This window comes from Streptomyces sp. NPDC048248, assembly GCF_043201875.1.
In the GTDB taxonomy this organism is placed as follows: domain Bacteria; phylum Actinomycetota; class Actinomycetes; order Streptomycetales; family Streptomycetaceae; genus Streptomyces.
Window position 1 is genome coordinate 179,256 of record NZ_JBICZL010000002.1, and the last position, 21,128, is coordinate 200,383.

20 protein-coding genes are annotated in these 21,128 nt (G+C 70.6%); 12 read left to right on the forward strand and 8 right to left on the reverse strand.

The annotated features are described in order from the left end of the window. The first annotated feature begins 94 nt into the window (after window positions 1–94). From ACGFZW_RS04030 to ACGFZW_RS04055, 6 genes are all read left to right on the forward strand, one after another. Window positions 95–1,888 carry a glycoside hydrolase family 13 protein gene (locus ACGFZW_RS04030; RefSeq protein WP_393891438.1) on the forward strand — a complete coding sequence of 598 codons (1,794 nt, stop codon included), beginning with the start codon at window positions 95–97 and terminating at the stop codon, window positions 1,886–1,888. A 22-nt stretch (window positions 1,889–1,910) separates the two neighbouring features. Then, the gene (locus ACGFZW_RS04035; RefSeq protein WP_393891439.1) at window positions 1,911–3,248 is read left to right on the forward strand and encodes an ABC transporter substrate-binding protein; all 1,338 of its coding nucleotides are present in this window, start codon (window positions 1,911–1,913) and stop codon (window positions 3,246–3,248) included. Between the two features lie 20 nt (window positions 3,249–3,268). After that, entirely contained in the window at window positions 3,269–4,687 is a 1,419-nt protein-coding gene (locus ACGFZW_RS04040) for an ABC transporter permease subunit (RefSeq protein WP_393891440.1), read from the forward strand. Continuing rightward, entirely contained in the window at window positions 4,684–5,685 is a 1,002-nt protein-coding gene (locus ACGFZW_RS04045) for a carbohydrate ABC transporter permease (RefSeq protein WP_393891441.1), read from the forward strand. Before ACGFZW_RS04040 ends, ACGFZW_RS04045 begins: the two co-directional genes overlap by 4 nt. A 1,681-nt stretch (window positions 5,686–7,366) precedes the next feature. After that, window positions 7,367–9,880: a DEAD/DEAH box helicase gene (locus ACGFZW_RS04050; RefSeq protein ID WP_393891442.1), complete on the forward strand. Its 2,514-nt coding sequence runs from the start codon at window positions 7,367–7,369 to the stop codon at window positions 9,878–9,880. 52 nt (window positions 9,881–9,932) lie between these two features. Further along, window positions 9,933–10,802 carry an acyl-CoA thioesterase gene (locus ACGFZW_RS04055; RefSeq protein WP_393891443.1) on the forward strand — a complete coding sequence of 290 codons (870 nt, stop codon included), beginning with the start codon at window positions 9,933–9,935 and terminating at the stop codon, window positions 10,800–10,802. Here the strand turns inward: ACGFZW_RS04055 and ACGFZW_RS04060 are convergent. Both ACGFZW_RS04060 and ACGFZW_RS04065 read right to left on the reverse strand, forming a co-directional pair. Beyond that, window positions 10,733–11,629 (reverse strand): DUF6397 family protein, encoded by an 897-nt coding sequence (locus ACGFZW_RS04060; RefSeq protein ID WP_393891444.1) that lies wholly within the window; start codon window positions 11,627–11,629, stop codon window positions 10,733–10,735. The two genes, ACGFZW_RS04055 and ACGFZW_RS04060, sit on opposite strands and share 70 nt — an antisense overlap. 79 nt (window positions 11,630–11,708) lie before the next feature. Continuing rightward, window positions 11,709–12,116, reverse strand: coding sequence for a roadblock/LC7 domain-containing protein (locus ACGFZW_RS04065; RefSeq protein ID WP_393891445.1), 408 nt, complete (start codon window positions 12,114–12,116; stop codon window positions 11,709–11,711). Between the two features lie 165 nt (window positions 12,117–12,281). On the opposite strand from ACGFZW_RS04065, the gene ACGFZW_RS04070 reads away from it, so the two are divergent. Both ACGFZW_RS04070 and ACGFZW_RS04075 read left to right on the forward strand, forming a co-directional pair. After that, window positions 12,282–12,710 carry a PPOX class F420-dependent oxidoreductase gene (locus tag ACGFZW_RS04070; RefSeq protein WP_393891446.1) on the forward strand — a complete coding sequence of 143 codons (429 nt, stop codon included), beginning with the start codon at window positions 12,282–12,284 and terminating at the stop codon, window positions 12,708–12,710. Window positions 12,711–12,947: 237 nt separating this feature from the next. Continuing rightward, complete coding sequence (locus ACGFZW_RS04075; protein WP_393891447.1) at window positions 12,948–13,421, forward strand: carboxymuconolactone decarboxylase family protein; 474 nt, start codon at window positions 12,948–12,950, stop codon at window positions 13,419–13,421. 472 nt (window positions 13,422–13,893) lie between these two features. Here ACGFZW_RS04075 and ACGFZW_RS04080 read toward each other — a convergent pair whose 3' ends face one another. The 3 genes from ACGFZW_RS04080 to ACGFZW_RS04090 form a co-directional block, all read right to left on the reverse strand. Further along, the gene (locus ACGFZW_RS04080; protein WP_393891448.1) at window positions 13,894–14,052 is read right to left on the reverse strand and encodes a hypothetical protein; all 159 of its coding nucleotides are present in this window, start codon (window positions 14,050–14,052) and stop codon (window positions 13,894–13,896) included. Between the two features lie 178 nt (window positions 14,053–14,230). Next, complete coding sequence (locus ACGFZW_RS04085; protein ID WP_393891449.1) at window positions 14,231–14,845, reverse strand: ATP/GTP-binding protein; 615 nt, start codon at window positions 14,843–14,845, stop codon at window positions 14,231–14,233. Window positions 14,846–15,080: 235 nt separating this feature from the next. Then, window positions 15,081–15,470: a DUF742 domain-containing protein gene (locus ACGFZW_RS04090; protein ID WP_393891450.1), complete on the reverse strand. Its 390-nt coding sequence runs from the start codon at window positions 15,468–15,470 to the stop codon at window positions 15,081–15,083. 344 nt (window positions 15,471–15,814) lie between these two features. Between ACGFZW_RS04090 and ACGFZW_RS04095 the strand changes: the two genes are divergently transcribed. Continuing rightward, the gene (locus ACGFZW_RS04095) at window positions 15,815–16,420 is read left to right on the forward strand and encodes a class I SAM-dependent methyltransferase (RefSeq protein WP_393891451.1); all 606 of its coding nucleotides are present in this window, start codon (window positions 15,815–15,817) and stop codon (window positions 16,418–16,420) included. 85 nt (window positions 16,421–16,505) lie between these two features. On the opposite strand, the gene ACGFZW_RS04100 is transcribed toward ACGFZW_RS04095, so the two are convergent. Continuing rightward, window positions 16,506–17,402: an oxygenase MpaB family protein gene (locus ACGFZW_RS04100; RefSeq protein ID WP_393891452.1), complete on the reverse strand. Its 897-nt coding sequence runs from the start codon at window positions 17,400–17,402 to the stop codon at window positions 16,506–16,508. Between the two features lie 90 nt (window positions 17,403–17,492). Here ACGFZW_RS04100 and ACGFZW_RS04105 point away from each other — a divergent pair, with 90 nt between their 5' ends. Further along, the gene (locus tag ACGFZW_RS04105) at window positions 17,493–17,825 is read left to right on the forward strand and encodes a hypothetical protein (RefSeq protein WP_393891453.1); all 333 of its coding nucleotides are present in this window, start codon (window positions 17,493–17,495) and stop codon (window positions 17,823–17,825) included. A 28-nt stretch (window positions 17,826–17,853) separates the two neighbouring features. On the opposite strand, the gene ACGFZW_RS04110 is transcribed toward ACGFZW_RS04105, so the two are convergent. After that, entirely contained in the window at window positions 17,854–18,270 is a 417-nt protein-coding gene (locus ACGFZW_RS04110; protein ID WP_393891454.1) for a hypothetical protein, read from the reverse strand. An 87-nt stretch (window positions 18,271–18,357) separates the two neighbouring features. Between ACGFZW_RS04110 and ACGFZW_RS04115 the strand changes: the two genes are divergently transcribed. Further along, the gene (locus ACGFZW_RS04115; protein ID WP_393891455.1) at window positions 18,358–19,140 is read left to right on the forward strand and encodes a hypothetical protein; all 783 of its coding nucleotides are present in this window, start codon (window positions 18,358–18,360) and stop codon (window positions 19,138–19,140) included. Between the two features lie 142 nt (window positions 19,141–19,282). Then, complete coding sequence (locus tag ACGFZW_RS04120) at window positions 19,283–20,689, forward strand: tannase/feruloyl esterase family alpha/beta hydrolase (RefSeq protein ID WP_393891456.1); 1,407 nt, start codon at window positions 19,283–19,285, stop codon at window positions 20,687–20,689. 127 nt (window positions 20,690–20,816) lie between these two features. On the opposite strand, the gene ACGFZW_RS04125 is transcribed toward ACGFZW_RS04120, so the two are convergent. Next, the gene (locus ACGFZW_RS04125; protein ID WP_363154676.1) at window positions 20,817–20,999 is read right to left on the reverse strand and encodes a hypothetical protein; all 183 of its coding nucleotides are present in this window, start codon (window positions 20,997–20,999) and stop codon (window positions 20,817–20,819) included. Window positions 21,000–21,128: the final 129 nt, after the last annotated feature.

Below are 21,128 nucleotides of genomic sequence, written 5' to 3' on the forward strand. Positions count from 1 at the left end.
TTGACACCCAAAAGTCACGCCTACTTAACATGCATGCATAACAGCGATCCGCAGGCCGCACCGGCATGCTCAGGTAAGAACGGGATCTCGGCAGATGCTCACAGCCACGGCAGGGAACGGCTACTCGGCCCTCCCCGCGCCCTCCCCCTCCCCGGCCTCCGCCGTGACCGCGCAGGCCACCGAGACCGCGGCACATTCCGCGGCGCAGCGCTGGTGGCGTGATGCGGTCATCTACCAGGTGTACGTCCGCAGCTTCCTGGACAGCACCGGCGACGGCATCGGTGACCTGGCGGGCGTCCGCGCCGGACTGCCCTACCTCAGGAAGCTGGGCGTGGACGGCATCTGGCTCAGCCCCTTCTACCCCTCGCCCCAGCACGACCACGGCTACGACGTCGCCGACTACCGCGACGTCGACCCGGTCTACGGCGACCTCGCGGAATTCGACCGCCTGGTGGCCGACGCACACCGGCTGGGCCTGAAGGTCCTCCTCGACATCGTGCCCAACCACTGCTCCAGCGATCACCCCTGGTTCCGCGCAGCTCTGGCGGAAGGGCCGGGCAGCGCGGCGCGGGCCCTCTTCCACTTCGCCGACGGGCGCGGTGAGCACGGCGAACTGCCGCCCAACAACTGGCGTGCCATGTTCGGTGGCCCCGCCTGGTCCCGCGTCGAGGAAGTCGCGGAAGCGGACTCCGCCTCCGAGGGCCCGGAAAGGAGCGGAGCCGAAGCGAAGCGCAGCGGCACCCCCGGGCAGTGGTACCTCCACATGTTCACGCCCGAACAACCCGACCTGAACTGGCGCAACCCCGCCGTGGCCGCCGACTTCGAGCAGGTGCTGCGCTTCTGGCTGGACCGCGGCGTCGACGGATTCCGCATCGACGTCGCCGCCGGGCTCTTCAAGCACCCCGAGCTGCCCGACTCCCCCGACCCCGAGGCCGACGAGCGCACCCGCGACTCGGTCAACCCGCTGGCCTGGAACCAGCCCGAGGTGCACCAGGTGTGGCGCGACTGGCGTGCACTGTGCGAGGAGTACACCGCCCAGGACGGCCACGACCGGCTCCTCGTCGGCGAGGTCTCGGTGCGCACGCCGAGCGAACAGGCCGCCTACGTCCGGCCCGACGAGCTGCATCAGGCATTCTTCTTCCACCTGCTGACCGCACGCTGGGACATCGACACCTTCCGCAAGGTGATATCCGAGGCCCTGACCGACATCGCGGGCACCGGCTCCACCGTCACCTGGGTGCTCAACAACCACGACCAGGTCAGGACCGTGACCCGGTACGCGACCGAGCCAGGAGGCCACGCCGGCGAACACGGCCCGGCCCGCGCCCGTGCCGCCGCCCTGCTGATGCTGGCACTCCCCGGCGCCGCCTACGTCTACCAGGGCGAGGAACTGGGCCTGCCCGAGGTCGTCGACCTGCCCGACGAGGTCCTCACCGACCCGATCTTCCACCGCACGGGCAGCCGTCAGCACATCCGCGACGGCTGCCGGGTGCCGCTGCCGTGGTCCGGGCACGCCTCACCGTTCGGCTTCACCGCGGGCGCCGAGACGGCCCAGCCCTGGCTGCCCCAGCCCACCTGGTTCGCCGAACACGCCACGGACCGGGCCCTGGCCGACACCCGGTCGTTCTGGCACCTCTACCGCGAGGGGCTGCACCTGCGCCGCAGCCTGCCCCAACTCGGCGAGGGCTCCCTGCGCTGGCTGGAGTCGCCACCTCAGGTGCTGGCCTTCGTCCGCGGCGACGGACTGGTCTGCGCCATCAACTTCGGCAGCGACCCCGCGCCCGCCCCCGTCTCCGGTGCCCCCCTCCTGGCCAGCGGCGACTGCCCCGCCGGGACCCTCCCCGGATCGACCGCCGCCTGGTGGATGCACAGCCCCGACGCCCACTAGCCCGACCGAAGGAATCGTCACGATGAGACACCCCGCAGCACGCCACACCCGCACCGCCGCCTCCTGCGCCACCGTCCTCGGCCTGGCGCTCACCGCCACCGCCTGTGGCGGCGGCGCGGTCACCCCCGGAGGAGGCGAACAGAAGCTCAGCGGCCAGACGCTGACCGTCGCCGGCGTCTGGACCGGCGTGGAACAGCAGAGCTTCAAGAAGGTCCTGGACGGCTTCTCCGAGAAGACCGGCGCGAAGATCACCTTCTCCTCCACCGGCGACAACGTCTCCACCGTCGTCGGCAGCCAGATCGAAGGCGGCAACGCCCCCGACGTCGTGATGGTTCCGCAGGTCGGCGTGCTCCGGCAGTTCGCGAAGAAGGGCTGGCTCGCCCCGCTGTCCAAGGAGATCGGCACCACCGCAGGCAAGAACTACGCCCAGGTCTGGAAGGACTACGGCACCGTCGACAACACCTACTACGGCCTGTACTTCAAGGCGTCCCACAAGTCGACGGTCTGGTACAGCCCCGAAGCGTTCGAGCAGGCCGGGGTCGGCCCCGCGAAGACGTACAAGGAGTTGCTGTCCTCCGGCCGGACGCTGTCCGACTCGGGCGTACCGGCGTTCTCCGTCGCGGGCGAGGCCGGCTGGCCGCTCACCGACTGGTTCGAGAACGTCTACCTCTCCCAGGCCGGGCCCGAGAACTACGACAAGCTCGCCGACCACAAGATCCCCTGGACGCACCCCACCGTCGTCAAGGCCCTGAGCACCCTCGGACAGCTCTTCAAGGACAAGAACCTCGTCGCCGGCGGCGGGGCGGGCGCGCTGCGCACCGACTTCCCCGAGTCCGTCCAGCAGGTCTTCGGCCCGGAGCCCGAGGCGGCGATGGTCTACGAAGGCGACTTCGTCAGCGCGCTGGTCACCGACGAACTCCACAAGGAAGTCGGCAAGGACGCCAAGTTCTTCCCCTTCCCCTCGGTCGACGACGGCAAGCCGCCGACGGTCAGCGGCGGTGACGCCGCCGTGGTGCTCAAGGCCGGCAAGAACAAGAAGGCCGCGATGGAGCTGGTGAAGTACCTCGCCACTCCCGAGGCGGCCGGCATATGGGCCCAGGCCGGCGGCTTCATCTCGCCCAACAAGAAGGTGCCCGCGGGCGATTACCACGACGAGGTGTCCCGCAAGGCCGCCAAGTCCCTGACCGATGCCGGCAACTCCGTCCGGTTCGACATGTCCGACCAGGCCCCCGCCGCGTTCGGCGGCACCCAGGGAGCCGGCGAATGGAAGCTCCTCCAGGACTTCCTGCGCGACCCCTCCGCCCCCGAGGACACGGCCAGCAAGCTCGAAGCCGCCGCGGCCAAGGCCTACCGGAACTAAGGACCAAGGGGCCCCGATCCATGCCAGTCACCACCTCCGAGGTGCCGCCCGCAGCGACGCGCGGCACCCCGGCACCCCCGCCGCCCGGCGCACACGGCAAGAACGGCAAGCACGGCAGGGCCGGCACCCCCGGGCGGCGCGCCGTCCGGCGGCGCCGGCGCACCGCCGCGCTGTTCCTGCTCCCGGCCTTGTTGCTGCTCGGCGCGCTCGTCGCGTACCCCATCGTGTTCTCGGTCATCCGCAGCATGTACGACGCCTCGGGCGACACCTTCGTCGGCGCCGACAACTACACCGAGATGTTCCAGGACCCGGCGACCGTGCGGGCCATCCGCAACAGCGCGATCTGGGTCGTCTTCGCGCCCGCCCTGCTGACCGGGCTGGGCCTGATCCTCGCCGTACTGACCGAGAAGATCCGCTGGAAGACGGCGTTCAAGCTGCTGATGTTCATGCCCATGGCGATCTCCTTCCTCGCCGCGGGCATCATCTTCCGCCTCGCCTACGAGCAGGACCCCGAACGCGGTGTGCTCAACGCGGTCGTCGTCGGCGTCCACGACAACTTCCACGACGCCCCCTCCTTCCCCACCGCCAAGGCGCGCCTCGGCGACAAGCAGCTCGTCCACGGCGACGACGGCTCCTACCGCACCGCACGGACCGCCGAACCCGGAAAGACCGTCAATCTCGGCCTGGTCGGCGTCCCGCCCAAGGAGATGCCGGCCGAGGCGAAGCCCGCCGCGCCGGCCTCCAGGACACCGGCCGGCGCCGGCGAACTCCGGGGCGTGGTCTACCTCGACTTCACCCCCGGCGGACACGGCAAGCCCGGCAGCGTGGACCCGGGCGAACGCGGGCTGCCGCAACTGGCCGTCGAGGCCGTCGACTCGCACGGCAAGGTCGTCGCCGATGCCACCACCGGGCCGGACGGCGCGTACCGCCTGACCGGCCTGAAGGCGGGCTCCTACACCGTCCAGCTCCCCGCGAAGGACTTCGCCCCACCGTACGAGGGCGTCTCCTGGCTCGGCCCGGCCCTCATCACCCCCGCCATCATCGGCGCCTACCTGTGGATCTGGACCGGCTTCGCGCTCGTACTCATCGGCGCGGGACTCTCCGCGATGCCACGCGAGGTCCTGGAGGCCGCCCGGATGGACGGCGCGAACGAATGGCAGGTGTTCCGGAGGATCACCGTGCCGCTGCTCGGCCCCGTCCTGGGCGTCGTGTTCGTGACGATGGTGATCAACGTGATGAAGGTCTTCGACCTCGTCTACATCATCGCGCCCGGCCCCGTACAGCAGGACGCCAATGTGCTGGCGCTGCAGATGTGGCTGGTCTCCTTCGGAGGCGGCAACAACCAGGGGCTCGGCAGTGCCCTCGGTGTCCTGCTGCTGCTCCTGGTGGTCCCGGCCATGATCCTCAACATCCGACGCTTCCGCAGGAGCCAGTCATGACCACCACCCACGCTGCCTCGGCGCCCGGCGGAAAGGCCAACACCCCGCAGGGAACAGCACAGCCGGGAACTGCACAGGCGGGCACGACACTGCCGGGGAAGACGGGGTCGGGGAAAAACCTGCCGACGCGCACCAGGCCCGGGAAGAACCGGCCCGGGAAGACGGGACCGGGGAAGCGGCTCAGCCGCAGCGTGATCCAGGTGGGGCTGCTGATCATCGGCCTCATCTGGCTCGCCCCCGCCGCCGGCCTCTTCGTCTCCTCGCTGCGTTCCGAGGAGGACAACGCCGGCAGCGGCTGGTGGCAGGCGCTCGCCGCCCCCGGCCAACTGTCGCTCGACAACTACACGGCGCTGCTGCAGGACTCGGGCATCACCCAGGCGTTCTGGAACACCGTGCTGATCTCGGTGCCCACCACCATCGCCGTCGTGGTGATCGCAGCGCTGGCCGGATACGCCTTCGCCTGGCTGGAGTTCCCCGGCCGGGACTGGATCTTCCTGCTGGTCGTCGCCATGCTGGTGGTGCCGGTCCAGATCGGACTGCTGCCGGTGGCCAAGATGTTCGGCGCACTCGGACTGTTCGGCTCCATCCCGGGCGTGATCCTCTTCCACACCGCCTACGGCCTCCCCTTCGCCATCTTCCTGCTCCGCAACTACTTCGCGGAGATCCCCAAGGAGATGCTGGAAGCGGCCCGCATGGACGGCGGCGGGGAGTGGCGGATCTTCTCCCAGCTCATCCTGCCGCTGGGGCGCCCGGCAATCGCCAGCCTGGCCATCTTCCAGTTCCTCTGGGTCTGGAACGACATGCTCGTCGCGCTGCTCTTCGCCGACAACGAGTCGCAGCCACTGACCGTGGCCCTGCAGTCCCAGATGCGCCAGTTCGGCAGCAACATCGGAGTCCTGGCCCCCGGCGCCTTCCTGTCCCTCATCGTTCCCGTCATCGTCTTCTTCGCCTTCCAACGCCACTTCGTCCAGGGCGTCATGGCAGGTTCGGTGAAATGACGGGACGGAGACTCCGGGGAGGCGGATGAGGAAACGGTGGAACGGAAGGACGGAGGACGGGAGGACGGGAGGAAGGAGGACGGGCCGACTCGGGTAACGGCGCGGCTTGGTTGGGCGCGAGCACGGCTCGTGCGCCTCGCACGGGGGGCGAGGCGGGCGGCCAGGCAGCGGGCGAAGGGGAGGCAGCGTCTCCGGGTGCCGGCGGGAGTGGCCGATGCCGGCGGGACGGCTCCGGTGCCGGTACCGACAGAACGGGGCCGGTCCAGGCAGGACGAGGCCGGCGCCGGTAGGCAGGGGCCGATCCAGGCAGGACGGGGCCGGTACGGGTAACGCGGGGCCGGGTGAGCGGGCCGATGTCGGCGGAAGCAATCGGTCGCGGCAGGAGCGGCCGGTGTCGGCCGGAGTGGCCACTGTTGGCGGGAAGACCGGTAGCGACTGGTAGCGACCGGCGCGTCTGGTCTCGGCCCACACGTCCGGTGCCGGGCGGGCGGCAGCCGCCCGCCGGAGTGCCGCTGGAGTTGGCCGCCAGAGTAGCGACCGGCGCATCTGCTGTCGGCGGGCACAGACGATCCTGAAAGGAGCGTCCGGTCTCCGCGGACACGAACAGTGCCGCCTGGATCAGCCACTGCCGGCGGGAACGACGCGCGAGGCATCGTGGTCGGTTCGGCGCAACCACGTGAATTCGGAATCTGGTTGCGGCCCAGCGGCAACGACCCAGTGCGGTCAGTGACAGCTGAGTGCAGTGCGATCGGTAGGCGCTGAGACCTCTCCGTACGCCGCCGAACACGACCTGAAGGGCCCCGTACCCCACGCGGCGGCATCGGGGCACCCCTCCCCGAGCGGGCCGGTACGTTTTCGTACCGGCCCGCACTCATGTCGGACCGGGGCCCGCGAGGCAGTCGGTCTCGGCGCGATGTGAGGTGACGAGCGGGTCCATGCGGTGATGCGCAGCATGGACCCGGGACAGGGGGGGTTGCCGAGGCGAACGGTCCACCCGTATCGACTCGGGAGCCTGGACCGTCCGCCCCGGGTGGGGGCCCTCCCCCTCCCCCCTCCCCCACCTCCCCTCCCCATCCCCCGCGGCCGACCTCGCTCTGGCCAAGAGATCTCCCTTCGCTATCGGGGGCGATCTCCCTTCGCTGGCGCCGGTGATCTCCGCCACGTCTCCCTATGAAGGGCATGGCCGGCCGGGCTCCGCGCCCGCCCGTGGTGCGCGCCGCTCCCTCCCCGCCCCTCCCTCGGTGATCGTCAAGGCTCATGCGCGGGGAAGATCAACGGAACCTCGGCATTGCCCGGGATGAGCCCGCGCGTCAGCCCACGGCAGCCCCAGCCGGCGCCCGCCGCCCGAGTGGCCATCGGCCCGCCGATCGCGCCCCGAGCACGTCTTCGCAGGTCAGACCACCACCTCTCCTGGCAACGGCACCCGTCGACCTCACCAGATCCCCGAGTTCCTCCCTCCCCACGACTCGCTGCATCGCCTACGGACTGCCCCGCAGTCGCCATGGGACCGCTGCACACAAAGCCCTGACCGCTACTGTCACGAATTGACGCAAATCGTCATCTCCGCAGCTCAGAGGTCATGCACAGTGATCGCCCCGTAGTGGCGGGGCGTGGGGTCCCGGCCCCGGGCAATGCACCGCCGGTTCCCTGATACGGGCCGAAGGCAGGCAGTATGGGGGGTGTGACCCTCATCGATCATTTGCCGAAAGACGCCGACCCCGATGCCCTCTTCGAAGCCTTTTCGAGTTGGGCCGAGCAGCAGGGCATCGCGCTCTACCCTGCCCAGGAGGAGGCGCTGATCGAGGTGGTCTCGGGGGCGAACGTCATCCTGTCGACCCCCACCGGCTCGGGGAAGAGCCTTGTCGCCGCCGGCGCGCACTTCACCGCCCTGGCCCGCGACCAGGTGACCTTCTACACCGCTCCCATCAAGGCCCTGGTGTCGGAGAAGTTCTTCGACCTGTGCAAGCTGTTCGGCACCGAGAACGTCGGCATGCTCACCGGTGACGCCTCCGTCAACTCCGACGCGCCCGTCATCTGCTGTACGGCCGAGGTGCTCGCCTCCATTGCGCTGCGCGACGGCAAGCACGCCGACATCGGCCAGGTCGTGATGGACGAGTTCCACTTCTATGCCGAGCCGGACCGTGGCTGGGCCTGGCAGATTCCGCTGCTGGAACTGCCGCAGGCACAATTCATCCTGATGTCGGCGACGCTCGGCGACATGTCGCGGTTCGAAGAGGATCTGACCCGCCGCACCGGCAAGCCGACGTCGGTGGTGCGCTCCGCGACGCGGCCCGTGCCGCTGTCGTACGAGTACCGCACGACGCCGATGACGGAGACGCTCACCGAGCTGCTGGAGACCCACCAGTCCCCGGTGTACATCGTGCACTTCACGCAGGCCGCGGCCGTGGAACGGGCGCAGGCTCTGATGAGCATCAACATGTGTACGCGCGCCGAGAAGGACCAGATCGCCGAGCTCATCGGGAACTTCCGGTTCACCACCAAGTTCGGTAAGAACCTGTCGCGTTACGTCCGCCACGGCATCGGCGTGCACCACGCCGGCATGCTGCCGAAGTACCGCCGACTGGTGGAGAAGCTGGCGCAAGCGGGCCTGCTGAAGGTCATCTGCGGTACGGACACGCTCGGCGTCGGCGTCAACGTCCCCATCCGCACGGTGCTGTTCACCGCGCTGACGAAGTACGACGGCACCCGGGTGCGGACGCTTCGGGCGCGGGAGTTTCACCAGATCGCGGGCCGGGCCGGGCGGGCCGGCTTCGACACCGCGGGCTTTGTCGTCGCGCAGGCGCCCGAACACGTCGTGGAGAACGAGAAGGCCCTGGCGAAGGCCGGCGACGACCCGAAGAAGCGGCGGAAGGTCGTTCGCAAGAAGGCGCCGGAGGGCTTCGTCAACTGGGGCGAGAACACCTTCGAAAAGCTCATCGCCTCCGATCCTGAGCCGCTGACCTCCCGTTTCCGGGTCACTCACGCCATGCTGCTGTCCGTGATCGCGCGGCCGGGCAACGCCTTCGCGGCGATGCGCCACCTGCTGGAGGACAACCACGAGCCGCGCAGGAATCAGCTGCGGCACATCCGTCGCGCCATCGCGATCTACCGGTCGCTGCTGGACGGCGGGATCGTGGAGCGGCTGGAGGAGCCCGACGCGGAGGGCCGGATCGTCCGGCTGACCGTCGACCTTCAACAGGACTTCGCGCTGAACCAGCCGCTGTCGACCTTCGCACTGGCCGCGTTCGACCTGCTGGACCCTGAGTCGCCGTCCTACGCGCTGGACATGGTGTCGGTGGTGGAGTCGACGCTGGACGATCCGCGGCAGATCCTGGCCGCCCAGCAGAACAAGGCCCGGGGCGAAGCGGTCGCCCAGATGAAGGCCGACGGCGTGGAGTATGAGGACCGCATGGAGCGGCTCATGGACGTCGAGTACCCCAAGCCGCTGGACGAACTGCTCTCCCACGCCTACAACCTGTACCGCAAGAGTCACCCGTGGGTCGGCGACCATCCGCTGTCGCCGAAGTCGGTCATCCGCGATATGTACGAACGCGCCATGACCTTCACGGAGTTCACCTCCTTCTACGAGCTGGCCCGCACCGAGGGCATTGTGCTGCGCTACCTGGCGAGCGCCTTCAAGGCGCTCGACCACACCGTGCCGGACGATCTGAAGTCCGAGGACTTCCAGGACATCATCGCCTGGCTCGGGGAGATGGTGCGGCAGGTGGACTCCAGCCTGCTGGACGAGTGGGAACAGCTCGCCAATCCGGAGGTGGAGACGGCGGAACAGGCCGCGGAGCGGGCAGACCAGGTGCGGCCGGTCACCTCGAACGCGCGGGCGTTCCGGGTGCTGGTGCGCAATGCGATGTTCCGGCGGGTGGAGCTGGCGGCGCTGGACAAGGTCGAGGAGCTCGGCGAGCTGGATGCCGAGTCCGGCTGGGACGTGGACGCCTGGGGCGACGCGATGGATGCCTACTGGGACGAGTACGACGAGCTGGGCACCGGTCCTGACGCGCGCGGCCCGAAGCTTCTGCAGATCGAGGAGGATGCCGAGCACGGGCTGTGGAAGGTGCGGCAGACTTTCGCCGACCCGAACGGTGATCACGACTGGGGCATCTCTGCCGAGGTGGACCTGGCCGCCTCCGACGAGGAGGGGCGTGCGGTGGTGCGCGTCACCGACGTGGGTCAGCTGTGAGCGGACGGCTTCACCCGAGGCCGCCGACGGATGTGACGGAGGGCCACCGGTCATGACCAATCCGGCCGAGAAGTTGGTCGATCTGCTGGACCTGGAGCAGATCGAGGTGAACATTTTCCGGGGCCGCAGCCCGCAGGAGTCCCTGCAGCGGGTCTTCGGCGGCCAGGTCGCGGGCCAGGCGTTGGTGGCGGCCGGGCGGACGACGGAGGGTGACCGCCCGGTCCACTCGCTGCACGCGTACTTTCTGCGGCCGGGGCGGCCCGGGGTGCCGATTGTGTACCAGGTGGAGCGGGTGCGTGACGGGCGGTCGTTCACCACACGCCGCGTCGTCGCGGTCCAGCAGGGTCGGACAATCTTCAATCTGACCGCTTCCTTTCACCAGCCGGAGCCCGGCTTCGATCATCAGTTGCCGATGCGTCGGGCGGTGCCCGACCCGGAGGATCTGCCGACGGTCGTGGACGAGGTCAGCGCCCACCTGGGCGGTCTGCCCGAGGCGTTGGAGCGGATGGCGCGGCGGCAGCCCTTCGACATCCGCTACGTCGACCGGCTGCGCTGGACGCCGGACGAGATCGAGGCCGCGGAGCCGCGCAGCGCGGTGTGGATGCGCGCGGTCGGACCGCTGGGTGACGATCCGCTCGTCCACACCTGCGCGCTCACCTACGCCAGCGATATGACGCTGCTGGACGCGGTCCGCATCCCCATCGAGCCGCTCTGGGGTCCGCGCGGCTTCGACATGGCCTCGCTGGACCATGCGATGTGGTTCCACCGGCCGTTCCGCGCGGACGAGTGGTTCCTCTACGACCAGGAGTCGCCGATCGCCACCGGCGGTCGGGGGCTGGCCCGCGGCCGGATCTACGACCGCGCCGGCAGGCTGCTGGTCTCGGTCGTCCAGGAAGGGCTGTTCAGGAAGCTCGGCGACTGACCCCTGCGGGCTCCGGCCGTCACCGCGGCCGGAGTCCGGACGCGGCCCGGTTCGTCGCGGCGGGCCGCTTCCAGGGCCCGGGAGAGGTTGACGCGGTACCACATCACTTCGTCGAACTCCTCGGCCGTCAGCACCCGTGCGTACGCCTCCCGGGCGGCGGCCGTCGCGGTGATGACCGAGGCGAAGGCGGGCCGGAGGCTGCGCAACAGGGAGCGCTCCAGGGGGTCCTCGGCGACGGAGGCCAGCTCTTCCGGAGGCAGCACGGCGGCGATGACCGCGGCGGACTCCCAGGGATCGTCGGTCTCCCCCATGAGCTGGGCGACCCTGCGGCTGCGCCACTGCCGCGCCCGCCAGTCCTGTCCTCCGTCGAGCATCACCCGCATCGCGGCTGGGGTGTTGCCGCGCATCAGCTCGGGTTCACGGTCGGCGAAAGCCGCGACCTCGGCGGCGAGGTAGAGCCAGACCACCGCGCCGAAGCGGTTGACGTAGAACCGGACGGGGCCGAAGCAGCCGGCTCGGGTAAGGCGCAGGAACCGGCTCGGGCCGATGCCCATCAGCTCGGCGGCCTCGGTCGTGCCGACCGTGCGGATGCGTTCGCGGAGCGCGTCGGGAAAGCCCGGCTCGGCCTGCAGCCGGGCGATCTCCTCCGCCGGTACCCGGCGCCTGGCGAGTGGGCCGGGGCGCCCCGGCCGGCCGTCCTGGCCGGCCGGGACCGTCCGCACTTCGCCGAGCTGGGCGGCCAGTTCGAACTCGCCCGTCCTCAGTTCCAGTTCACGAGCGGCGCGCCCCATCGCGAGCGCCTGCTGCCCGTCGCACATCACTGTCATGTTTTTCCCCCACGACATCGGTCGATCACTGACAGTGACGACAATACGTGGGGGTGGTGACAGCGCGTCAACCGACGCGTCAGACCTGTGGATAACTCTCCGGCTGCCGGACCGCGACCCCCAGATGCTCACCGACGCGATTGACGAGCAGTGTCATCTCGTAGGCGATCTGCCCGACATCACCGTCCGCGCCGGCCAGCACGCACAGGCAACTGCCGTCCCCCGCCGCCGTCACGAACAGCATGCCGTCGTCGAACTCGATCATGGTCTGGCGCACCCGTCCGACCTGGAAGTGGAGCCCTGACCCCTTCGCGAGGCTGTGCAGACCCGAGGCGACCGCCGCGAGATGTTCCGCGTCCGCCCGCTCCAGTCCCTCGCTGACGCCGGTGACCAGCCCGTCGTTGGAGAGCACCAGCGCGTGCCGTACCTTCTCCACCCGTTTGGTCAGATCGTCCAGCAGCCAGTCGAGTCCGCTGCTCAATGCCATGCCGCATCCTCCCCGTATCCCCGTCCGCGCACTTGGCCGGTCGGCAGCCCGCAGTCCGTCCGCGGCTGCCGTGCCAGCCTGTCCCACCTCCGCCGCATCGGCAAGCGGCCCCACAGCCCGGCGTGCCACGGCCGCTCGATCGCGCCGGACGGAGAGGATGGCGGCATGGCACGAAAGATGACCAAGGACGAGTGGCACACGTTCGTCTCGGAAGGCACCCGCACCGGCAAGTTGTCGACCGTCCAGGCCGACGGCAGCCCGCACATCGCACCTGTGTGGTTCGTGATGGACGGCGACGAGCTGGTGTTCAACACCGGGAAGGAGACCGTCAAGGGCCGCAACCTCGCGCGTGACCACAGAGTCGCCGTCTGCGTCGACGACGAGCGGCCGCCGTTCTCCTTCGTGGTGCTGCACGGAAGGGCGGAGATCAGCGAGGACCCTGCAGCACTGCGCCACTGGGCGACCCGGATCGCGGCCCGCTATATGGGCGAGGAGCAGGCGGAGGAGTTCGGGGCCCGCAACGGCGTCCCCGGAGAACTGGTGGTGCGGGTCCGCATCGACAAGGCCGTGGCCATGGCGGATCTCACGAGCTGACGGATACAGGCGGCGCAGGACGCCCGGCCCCCGTGCCACACCGTGCGCCGCCGCTCCGCCCGCGTCCCGCCGACACCCCGCCTCCCTCGCGCCGGGCGGCTCGACAGCGGTCCCGATCCTCGGTGTTGGCATCCCCTCCCACTCAGGCGAGACGCACGTCACCTCCGCCCGTGTCACATCGCATCGGGCCGCCCCGTCATATCGGTGTAGGCATCGACGACGACGGAGGAGCTCACCATGGGTGCGCGTGTGAACATGTTCGGCAGCCCGATCGCCGGCAAGACCTGGAAGCACATCATCGCCGCGAACAAGGCGCTCGCCGATTCATCGCTGCCCGCCGCGACGCAGGAACTGGTGAAGATCCGGGCCAGTCAGATCAACGGGTGCGGTGGCTGCCTGGACATGCACACCAAGGACGCCGCTGCCGCCGGGGAGACCTCGACGCGCCTCAATCTGGTCGCGGCCTGGCGGGAGGCCACGGTCTTCACCGAGGCCGAGCGCGCCGCCCTGGAGCTGGCGGAGCAGGGCACCCGCATCGCCGACGCCGCCGGTGGCGTCACGGACGAGGCATGGGCGAACGCCGCCAAGTACTACGACGAGGAGCAACTCACCGCGCTGGTCTCGCAGATTGCCCTTATCAACGCCTTCAACCGCGGGAACGTCATCATCCAGCAGCCCGCGGGGGGCTACCGGCCCGGCCAGTTCGCGTAACCCGGTTCGTTTGAACGAGGAGAAGCCGGCCCGGGGGTCGGACGCTTCGCGGTACCGGCAGCCCCCCGGGTCAGCTGTGCAACGCAGCAGGAGTGCGGGACGGGAGCTCCAGCCGTCCACTTCACCGCCCGAACCGCCGGGGAGGGCGAGTCACGCCCCGCCCCCTTCGTCAAACGAAGGGGGGCGTCCCCGCAGTTCGCGCCCCGCATCCAACCCGGTCACTGCAAGCCGAGTGTCGTCGCCGCTGATTGACCACACGCGAGGGGCTGCGCCAGGCAGGCTGTCCAGCGGTACGCCCACCGCTGGGACAACCGCCCCAGCGCCCACCGCTACAGCTCCTCGACCGTCCGGCTACGCCCTGGCCGCCCCTCCCGATCGGCTACGCCCCCGAACGAGGGCCGTAGCCGGTCGGGAGGGGCGGAGCCCCCCACCATTCCCCGCGGTGTACGGCAGAGCCGATGAGCGGTGAGTGTTACCAGACCTTGCTGGTGGTGAAACCGTTGTGGGTGATGGTCTGTTCAATTCTGCCGCTGCTGAACTGGTCGATGTCGTCCGCCGTGGCCAAGCTCGCGCTGCCGAGTACGGCGGTGGCGGCAAGTGCGACGGCGGCGACGAGGGTTCGGATACGCATGCTGTGCTCCTGTATTCGGGGATATTCAGGCCCGTGATCAGCAGAAGGCATGCGCAGGGGCGCATTGCGTTATTCCACATCGGGAGAGTGCCACTCGATCGATGGACTTGACGCGCCCTCCTGGCTCAGCCCGCCGCCCGGCGTCCACGCCTATCAGCACATCACCACAAGAAGCGCGCTAGCCGACGGAGTCCAACAGGCGGGCGGTGTGCAGCCGTCCGGCATGCTCGACCAGTCGTATCAGCACTTCCTTGCCCGAGTCGCGGTCCCGCGCGTCGCAGAGCACCACCGGGGTGCCGCGGTCCAGGTCCAGGGCGCGGGCCACCTCGTCGGCACCGTAGGACCGCGATTCCGCGAAGCAGTTGACGGCCACCAGGAACGGGATCGCGCGCCGCTCGAAATAGTCCACGGCCGGGAAGCAGTCCTCCAGCCGCCGGGTGTCGGCCAGCACCACGGCACCGAGCGCACCCTCCGATAGGTCGTCCCACAGGAACCAGAAACGATCCTGCCCGGGGGTGCCGAACAGGTAGAGGGAGAGCCCCTGCCTGATGGTGATGCGCCCGAAGTCCATCGCCACCGTGGTGCTGGTCTTGCGGTGCACGGCCCCGGTGTCGTCCACCGTCTCGCCCGCCTCGGTGAGCTGTTCCTCGGTGCGCAGGGGGCGGATCTCGCTGACCGAGCCCACCAGGGTCGTCTTGCCCACCCCGAAGCCGCCCGCGACCAAGATTTTCAGGGCCAGATCGGGATCAGGGTCCAGGGTCGTGCCCTCCGGGGCCCCTTGTGCGGCATTCATCAGCCGTCTCCTCCAGGATGCAGATCCCGTACGTCACGGGTGCGGTCGGATCCATGGCTCGGCGAGAGGAGCCCCAGCGGCAGAGCGCCGTCCGGAATCCATGGCGAGGACCGTACCCCCCGCTGATCGCGATGTCCTTGAATTCGGGAAAGCCACGAGGCTTGGATCAAAGGTCCCCACGGGGCCCTGCAGTCACGGTAGTTGGGGCTGCGGGACATGATTCCCGGCGCGGTGGTCACAGTGAGCGGAGGCCATGGATCACCTCGCGCAGAAACCTTTCACCGGAGAGCTTGGCCGGCGGTTCGGGAGGCCTCACCCGGACCTGGCCGCTGCACAGCAGATCTCCGAGCAGCACCCTCACCACCGTGATCGGCAGTTCGGCGGCCGCTGCGAGTTCGGCGACCGACCGGGCCCCGGCTCGGCACAGGGTGAGCAAGGTGCGGTGCTCCGGGCCGAGTTCGGACTCGTCGGCCGCCGCGTCCTTCGGCGCCCGGGGTCCCGCCGAGACCAGCGCGATGACGTCCAGCCGGGCCGCCGGGTCCGGGGCGGAGTGTGTGCCGACCGCCGCGTAGGGGCGGACGACCGGTCCGGCCTCGGCGTCGTACCACCGTCTGTCCTGAGCCATGCCGGCCCGCCCCCGTCCCCCACCACCTGTGCGCCCTCGCCCTCCCATGCCGGCCGGCGAGGTCCTCGTGATCGCGGACGCTAGTGACAGTGGGCCCTGGTTTCCGGAGACAGACCGGAAGACGCGGGTATTTGGCGTGGCCACGCTTCCGAACGATCGCGCCGTGACCGAACATGTTCGCCACGCGGGCGCTCCACGCCCCCGCGTCCTCGCGCCCCCGTCCCCCCGCCCGCTGAGCGCCCCCCATCGCCCCTCAGCTCCCGGTCCCACCAGTACCTCGCCCAGGGGCCCGTGGGAGATCATGGGCGGACGGCCCTGTATGCACCCCGCCCTGAAGGAGCCCGATGACCGACCACGCCGACCCGCACGACGTCCGCGCGTTCTTCGCCGCCCGGGCCGCGGACTGGGACGACCGGTTTCCCGACGACGCGCCCGCCTACGCCGCCGCCATCGCAGAGATGGACCTGCACCGCGGCGACCGGGTGCTGGATGCCGGGTGCGGCACGGGGCGCGCACTGCCCGCCCTGCGGGAGGCGGTGGGCTCGCACGGGACGGTACTGGGCGCGGACCTCACACCCGAGATGCTGCGGGCAGCGGTCGGGGCGGGCCGCGACGGCAGCGCGGGGCTGATGCTCGCGGACGTGACCCGGCTGCCGCTGCGCGACGCGTGTCTGGACGCCGTATTCGGCGCAGGGCTGATCTCCCACCTGCCGGACCCCGCCGGCGGTCTCGCGGAACTGGCCAGGACCGTACGCCCCGGTGGCCGGCTGGCCCTCTTCCACCCCGTGGGACGCGCGGCCCTCGCCGCTCGCAAGGGCCGCGCCCTGACTCCTGACGACCTCCGTGCGGAGCCGAATCTGCGGCCGCTGCTCGGCGGCAGCGGATGGGATCTCGTGCGGTACGTGGACGAGGACTCCCGTTATCTGGCGCTGGCGGTCCGCAGAGGGTGAGAGTCGCTGCCCGGCGGAGGAGCGCGGCGGCAGGCGCCGCCCTCCCCCGAGCCGCATCCGTCAACTCGCCCGGAGCAGAGCCCGGTCAGGGCTCCGGCGTGTCCCCCACATGCGGGACGGGGCAGCTGCCCGCGCGGTGCGGTGGGGGGAACGTCCCCAGGTCGGCGAGGCGGAAGCCGTTCGGGTAGCCCTTGATCTCGGGGTTCTGGCGGGCGTAGTGGGGGGTGCGCCGGGGTGGGAGCAGGCGCACTGCCCTGGCCCGCAGTTTCAGGGCGCCGCGTACGGCGGCCCGGACCGCGGGTTTGGGGTGTTCGTAGCGGAAGACGTCCAGGAGGCTGTCGTCCAGGAGGGCCATGCTGCCCTTCTTCACCACGGGGGCGAGAGGGCCGTACCAGCCCGCCATGAGGTCCAAGGTGGCGTCCGAGACGCGCCGGGCGCCCTCGTCCCAGCCGAAGTGGGCCTCTTCGTAGTCGTCCAGGCAACGCGCGAAGTCCTGGTGGGTCTCGGGGATTTCGGTGATGCCCATGTGGCGGCCGAGGGTGCGGTAGTAGGCGGCGATGGCGCGCTTCTCGTGCTCGCTCAGCGGGCGCCAGCCGTACTGGTCGATCCAGCGGGTGGGCACCACCACGAAAGTGCACAGGACGTAGCGCATGTCGTCGTTGCTGATGTCGTAACCACGGTGCATCTGGTTGATGCGGCGGATGGCCGTCCGGCCTTCCGTGCCGTCGAAACCGTGCTCGACGACGGCGTCCAGGAGGAGCGCGGTGTCGTCGTAGCGCTTTTGCGTACGGTCCGTCAGCTCGGCTGTCCGGGCGAGCAGTCGCCCGATACTGGGCACGGCGTAGGTGCGGTAGAGCGCCAGTTCCAGGGCTCTGGTCATGTCCCAGGGGAATTCGTGGGACGCGGTGATGCGATAGATCCGCAGGAAGTCGCGCTCGGGGTCGAGCCGCCGGATCTCTCTGAGCCAGTCGTAGCGCCGCACCGGGCATCGTCCCTTCGTTCGCCGAAGTTCCAACTCTAGGCGGCACGGGCACACTTCATCGACGGCGACGGGCGCCGATCAGGAGTCGACATGGCCGGATTCTTGCGCGGTTTCGACGGGCTCTTCCATGGTGTCGGACGGTCCTCGGGCAAGGGCGGTGACGGCCCCGTCCGGACGCGCCGGGGCACCGCGGGCACGCCCGGGCGGCGGCGTGCGCACAATCTCTTCGAAGCGGCCGCGGTCCATGTGGCGGCGAACGCCGAGGGCGACGAGGAACGCGGCGCGGAGGCGGCGGCCTGGGTGTCGCCGGAGGCACTGGCGTTCGGCGTGCACGAGCTCGCCTGCCGTGCGGTGATCGCGCGGGAGCGGGAGCAGTCGCCGGAAACCGTCGCCCATGAGCTGCTCGGTCTGCCGGCCTCCTGACCCGAGGCGAGGGGGCGAGGGGCCGCTGTCAGCCGTTCCGCTGCCCGGTCTTCCGGGCCCGCGGTCCGCAGGCCGGTGCGTTCGCGCCGTAGCGGTCGGTGACCGAGGGCTCCGCCACGGCCAGGGCGTCCTTGACGGGCATACCGGACCGTTCGGCCAGGGCCAGCCGCTCCCTCACCTCGCGCGGGGTACGGGGACGAAAGCCCGGCCCCGTGCCGCAGCAGCCGCCGTGGAAGGTCAGCCCGGCGCGCAGTACGGCGTCGAGCGCGCGCCAGCCGGCCTCGTCACCGCGCCTGGGCACGGCGAGGTCCGCGCCGGCGTCGATCAGGGGGCGGCGGCAGCGCGGACAGGGGATGTCGCCCGGTGCCTGGGCGCCCGCGGTCCTCTTGACGGCGGTCCGGCAGTCGAGGCAGACGAAGTGCATCCGGCGGCTGTAGAAACACATGAGCGCAGCGTAGAGCTGGTGACAAGGTCATGCCGAGCCAATTAAGGTGCGCCGACATACTCCGGATGGATCGGATGGGAGGCCCGCGTGCCCGCGACCGAGAGCGCCGACAACGATCAGTTGCTCGTGCTGACGGCGGTGCTGCTGACGCCCGCGCAGTTCCCGAGCGTGCTCGGGGACGATTACCCCGAAGTGTGCGCGGGCCTCGGCCTGGAGCCGTACGAAGAGGGGTACGGGCTGGTCCTCGGGCAGGACGGCAGCGGGGCGCGCTGGACGGTGGTCACCGAGGACGTGCCGCTGGTGGCCTGTGCGATCGCGGCATGGGACTGCGGTATGGAGTACGACCTCTCGCCCGGGGAGAACAGCATCGTCGGCGCGCTGCCGGGCTGGCCGGTCGCCCTCGCCGTGTCGGCTCCGGGAGTGCCGCAGCCGCACGACCCGGAACCGCAGGACGGCGATCCGGAGCCCCTGGTGCCACCGGACGGGGAGGAGTGGGGGCCTGCGCAGCGGCGGCTCGGCGCGGACGAGATCGCCCTGCAGTGGGCGGCGTGGCGCGAGCAGGTGGATGGTGAGGTCGCCTTCGCGGAGCCGGGCGAGGAGCAGCACACGGGGGTGCGCCGGGTGTTGGCGGAGGCGCGTCGGTATGTGACCGAGCCGCCGCCGCCCGGCCGGGTGCGGTCGTCGTTCGCGGCGGGCGAGGCCCGTACGCTGCGTGTCGACGGCCCCGGCTGGAGCATGGTCGCGCGCACCGATGACATCGCCTTCGTGCTGCTGGACGAGGAGCCGGGTGAGGTGCATCCGGTGGGGCGGGGCCCGGAGCTGCCGGGTCTGCTGTCCTCGTTGGACAAGCTGGCGGTACGCCCCCTCTGAGCCACTCCGGGGCCGCGGGGGCTCGGCCGGAGCACATTCCGGCGGGCCGAGGGGTGTGGGGCGGGTCCATGGCGGGTGGTGCGGTAACGGCACACGATGGGGCGCCGCGGCCGAATCGGGCCGCCCGCTTCTGGAGGCCGGAATGCGCCTGGCGTACGCCCGTTCGCGACGCACCGCTGTCGTGTGTGCCGCGTCCCTGCTCGTGTTGACCTCGCTCGGAGCGGCGCGGCCGGTGCCCGCGCCCGATCGCTCCTGCGGAGCGAGTACGCCCGCGGTGGGCGTGGTCCTCCCGGGGTTTTCGGTCCCGGGCGCCGAGCGGCAGCAGGCGGTCTGCCTGCCCGATCTGACGACGACCGCGCTGGCCGGCACGCCGTATACGGATACCGCCGACCAGGCCGGGCTGGCGGCACGGGGGACCCGGCTGCCCAGTGGTGTGCCCGGGGTTCAGGTGGACGGCTACTTCCCCGACAGCTCCACCTTCAACGCCACGCATGGCTGGCGGCACGACGCCCAGTTCGTGATCCGTCTGCCGGAGCGCTGGAACGGCGGGCTCGTGGTCACGGGCGCGCCCGGTACGCGCAAGCAGTACGCCACCGACGCGCTGATCTCCGACCGGGTGCTGGCCGCAGGCTTCGCCTACGCCGCGACCGACAAGGGCAACAACGGCGCGGACTTCTACCGCGACGGGCGGCGCCCCGGTGACGCCATCGCCGAGTGGAACCGCCGTACGACGCAGCTGACGCGTGCCGCGCAGCGGACCGTCGCGGGCTTCTACGGCCACGCCCCGCGCCGGACGTACATGACGGGCATCTCCAACGGCGGCTATCTGACCCGCTGGCAGTTGGAGAACCATCCCGATCTGTACGACGGCGGCGTCGATTGGGAGGGCGCCCTGTGGACCGCGAACGGACCGAGCCTGCTGACCTCCTTGCCGACGGCGGTGTCCTACGGGCAGGGGGCGGCCGGGGTGCGGGAGATGACCGCGGCGGGCTTCGCGCCCGGGTCGCGGTTCCTGTGGCCGTACCACCAGCACGCGTACTGGGGCGTGACGCAGAAGACCTACCGCGCCGAACTGGACCCCGGCTACGACCCGGGCTGCCCCGGCCCTTCGGCCGGTTCGACGCCGGAGGAGATCTTGGCGGCGTGCGCGGCGGACGGGGCGTACGACTACGCCGGGCGTCCCGCGGCCGTGCACCGCGCGGTCGAGCGGATCGCGCTGACGGGACGCATCGGGCGGCCGTTGATCACGTTGCACGGCGACCTGGACGCCCTGCTGCCGATCGCGACGGACTCCGACGTCTATGACCGGATGGTGTCGGGGCAGCGGCGGCAGGCCCTGCACCGCTACTACACCGTGGCAGGCGGCACGCACGTCGACGGGCTCCACGACAGCCATCCCGACCGGCTACGGCCGATCCTGCCCTGCTACCGGGCAGCGTTCGACGCCCTGACGGCCTGGGTGGAGCGTGGGGTGCGGCCTCCCGCGGACCACACGATCGACCGCCCCGCCGCGGGGGACGTCGTGAATACCTGCCGTGTCGATTCCTGACGCACGAGCCGCGCAGCCGGTCGCCCGCCGGGGCGGTGGGCGCGAGGCCCGCCGGCCCCGGGCGACCGCGGCCGGCCCGGGCCCCCGCATTCGGCCGGGGCCCCGCATTCGGCCGGGGCCCCGTCGTTCAGCGGCCGATCTGTTTGCGGCTGACGCGGCGCAGCCGCCGCCGCTGCGAGGAGTCGAGGGTCAGATACGCGACGGCCGGGACTCCGACCATGACCAGTACGGCCGCCCAGAACGGCAGCAGCCACAGCAGGATCACTCCCACCGCGACGCCCCCGATCGCGACCTTCGCCTGTGTGGACATCCTTCACGCCCCTTCCGCGGCGCCTGCCGCGCTCTGTGTACCCCATTGAACGCCGTTTTCGCGCCGCGGGTTCCCTGAGGGGCCCGAGCGTGCTGTACCCTCGGGCGCTTCAGAGTCAGTAGTCAAACT

Excerpts from the sequence above, each read along its gene's own strand:
- ACGFZW_RS04120 (WP_393891456.1), top strand. The coding sequence starts at position 19,283 with ATGCGCCTGGCGTACGCCCGTTCGCGACGCACCGCTGTCGTGTGTGCC.
- ACGFZW_RS04085 (WP_393891449.1), bottom strand. The coding sequence starts at position 14,845 with ATGAATGCCGCACAAGGGGCCCCGGAGGGCACGACCCTGGACCCTGAT.
- ACGFZW_RS04065 (WP_393891445.1), bottom strand. The coding sequence starts at position 12,116 with ATGGCATTGAGCAGCGGACTCGACTGGCTGCTGGACGATCTGACCAAA.
- ACGFZW_RS04095 (WP_393891451.1), top strand. The coding sequence starts at position 15,815 with ATGACCGACCACGCCGACCCGCACGACGTCCGCGCGTTCTTCGCCGCC.
- ACGFZW_RS04060 (WP_393891444.1), bottom strand. The coding sequence starts at position 11,629 with ATGACAGTGATGTGCGACGGGCAGCAGGCGCTCGCGATGGGGCGCGCC.
- ACGFZW_RS04090 (WP_393891450.1), bottom strand. The coding sequence starts at position 15,470 with ATGGCTCAGGACAGACGGTGGTACGACGCCGAGGCCGGACCGGTCGTC.
- ACGFZW_RS04035 (WP_393891439.1), top strand. The coding sequence starts at position 1,911 with ATGAGACACCCCGCAGCACGCCACACCCGCACCGCCGCCTCCTGCGCC.
- ACGFZW_RS04075 (WP_393891447.1), top strand. The coding sequence starts at position 12,948 with ATGGGTGCGCGTGTGAACATGTTCGGCAGCCCGATCGCCGGCAAGACC.
- ACGFZW_RS04080 (WP_393891448.1), bottom strand. The coding sequence starts at position 14,052 with ATGCGTATCCGAACCCTCGTCGCCGCCGTCGCACTTGCCGCCACCGCC.
- ACGFZW_RS04055 (WP_393891443.1), top strand. The coding sequence starts at position 9,933 with ATGACCAATCCGGCCGAGAAGTTGGTCGATCTGCTGGACCTGGAGCAG.
- ACGFZW_RS04110 (WP_393891454.1), bottom strand. The coding sequence starts at position 18,270 with ATGTGTTTCTACAGCCGCCGGATGCACTTCGTCTGCCTCGACTGCCGG.
- ACGFZW_RS04105 (WP_393891453.1), top strand. The coding sequence starts at position 17,493 with ATGGCCGGATTCTTGCGCGGTTTCGACGGGCTCTTCCATGGTGTCGGA.
- ACGFZW_RS04045 (WP_393891441.1), top strand. The coding sequence starts at position 4,684 with ATGACCACCACCCACGCTGCCTCGGCGCCCGGCGGAAAGGCCAACACC.
- ACGFZW_RS04125 (WP_363154676.1), bottom strand. The coding sequence starts at position 20,999 with ATGTCCACACAGGCGAAGGTCGCGATCGGGGGCGTCGCGGTGGGAGTG.
- ACGFZW_RS04040 (WP_393891440.1), top strand. The coding sequence starts at position 3,269 with ATGCCAGTCACCACCTCCGAGGTGCCGCCCGCAGCGACGCGCGGCACC.
- ACGFZW_RS04030 (WP_393891438.1), top strand. The coding sequence starts at position 95 with ATGCTCACAGCCACGGCAGGGAACGGCTACTCGGCCCTCCCCGCGCCC.
- ACGFZW_RS04070 (WP_393891446.1), top strand. The coding sequence starts at position 12,282 with ATGGCACGAAAGATGACCAAGGACGAGTGGCACACGTTCGTCTCGGAA.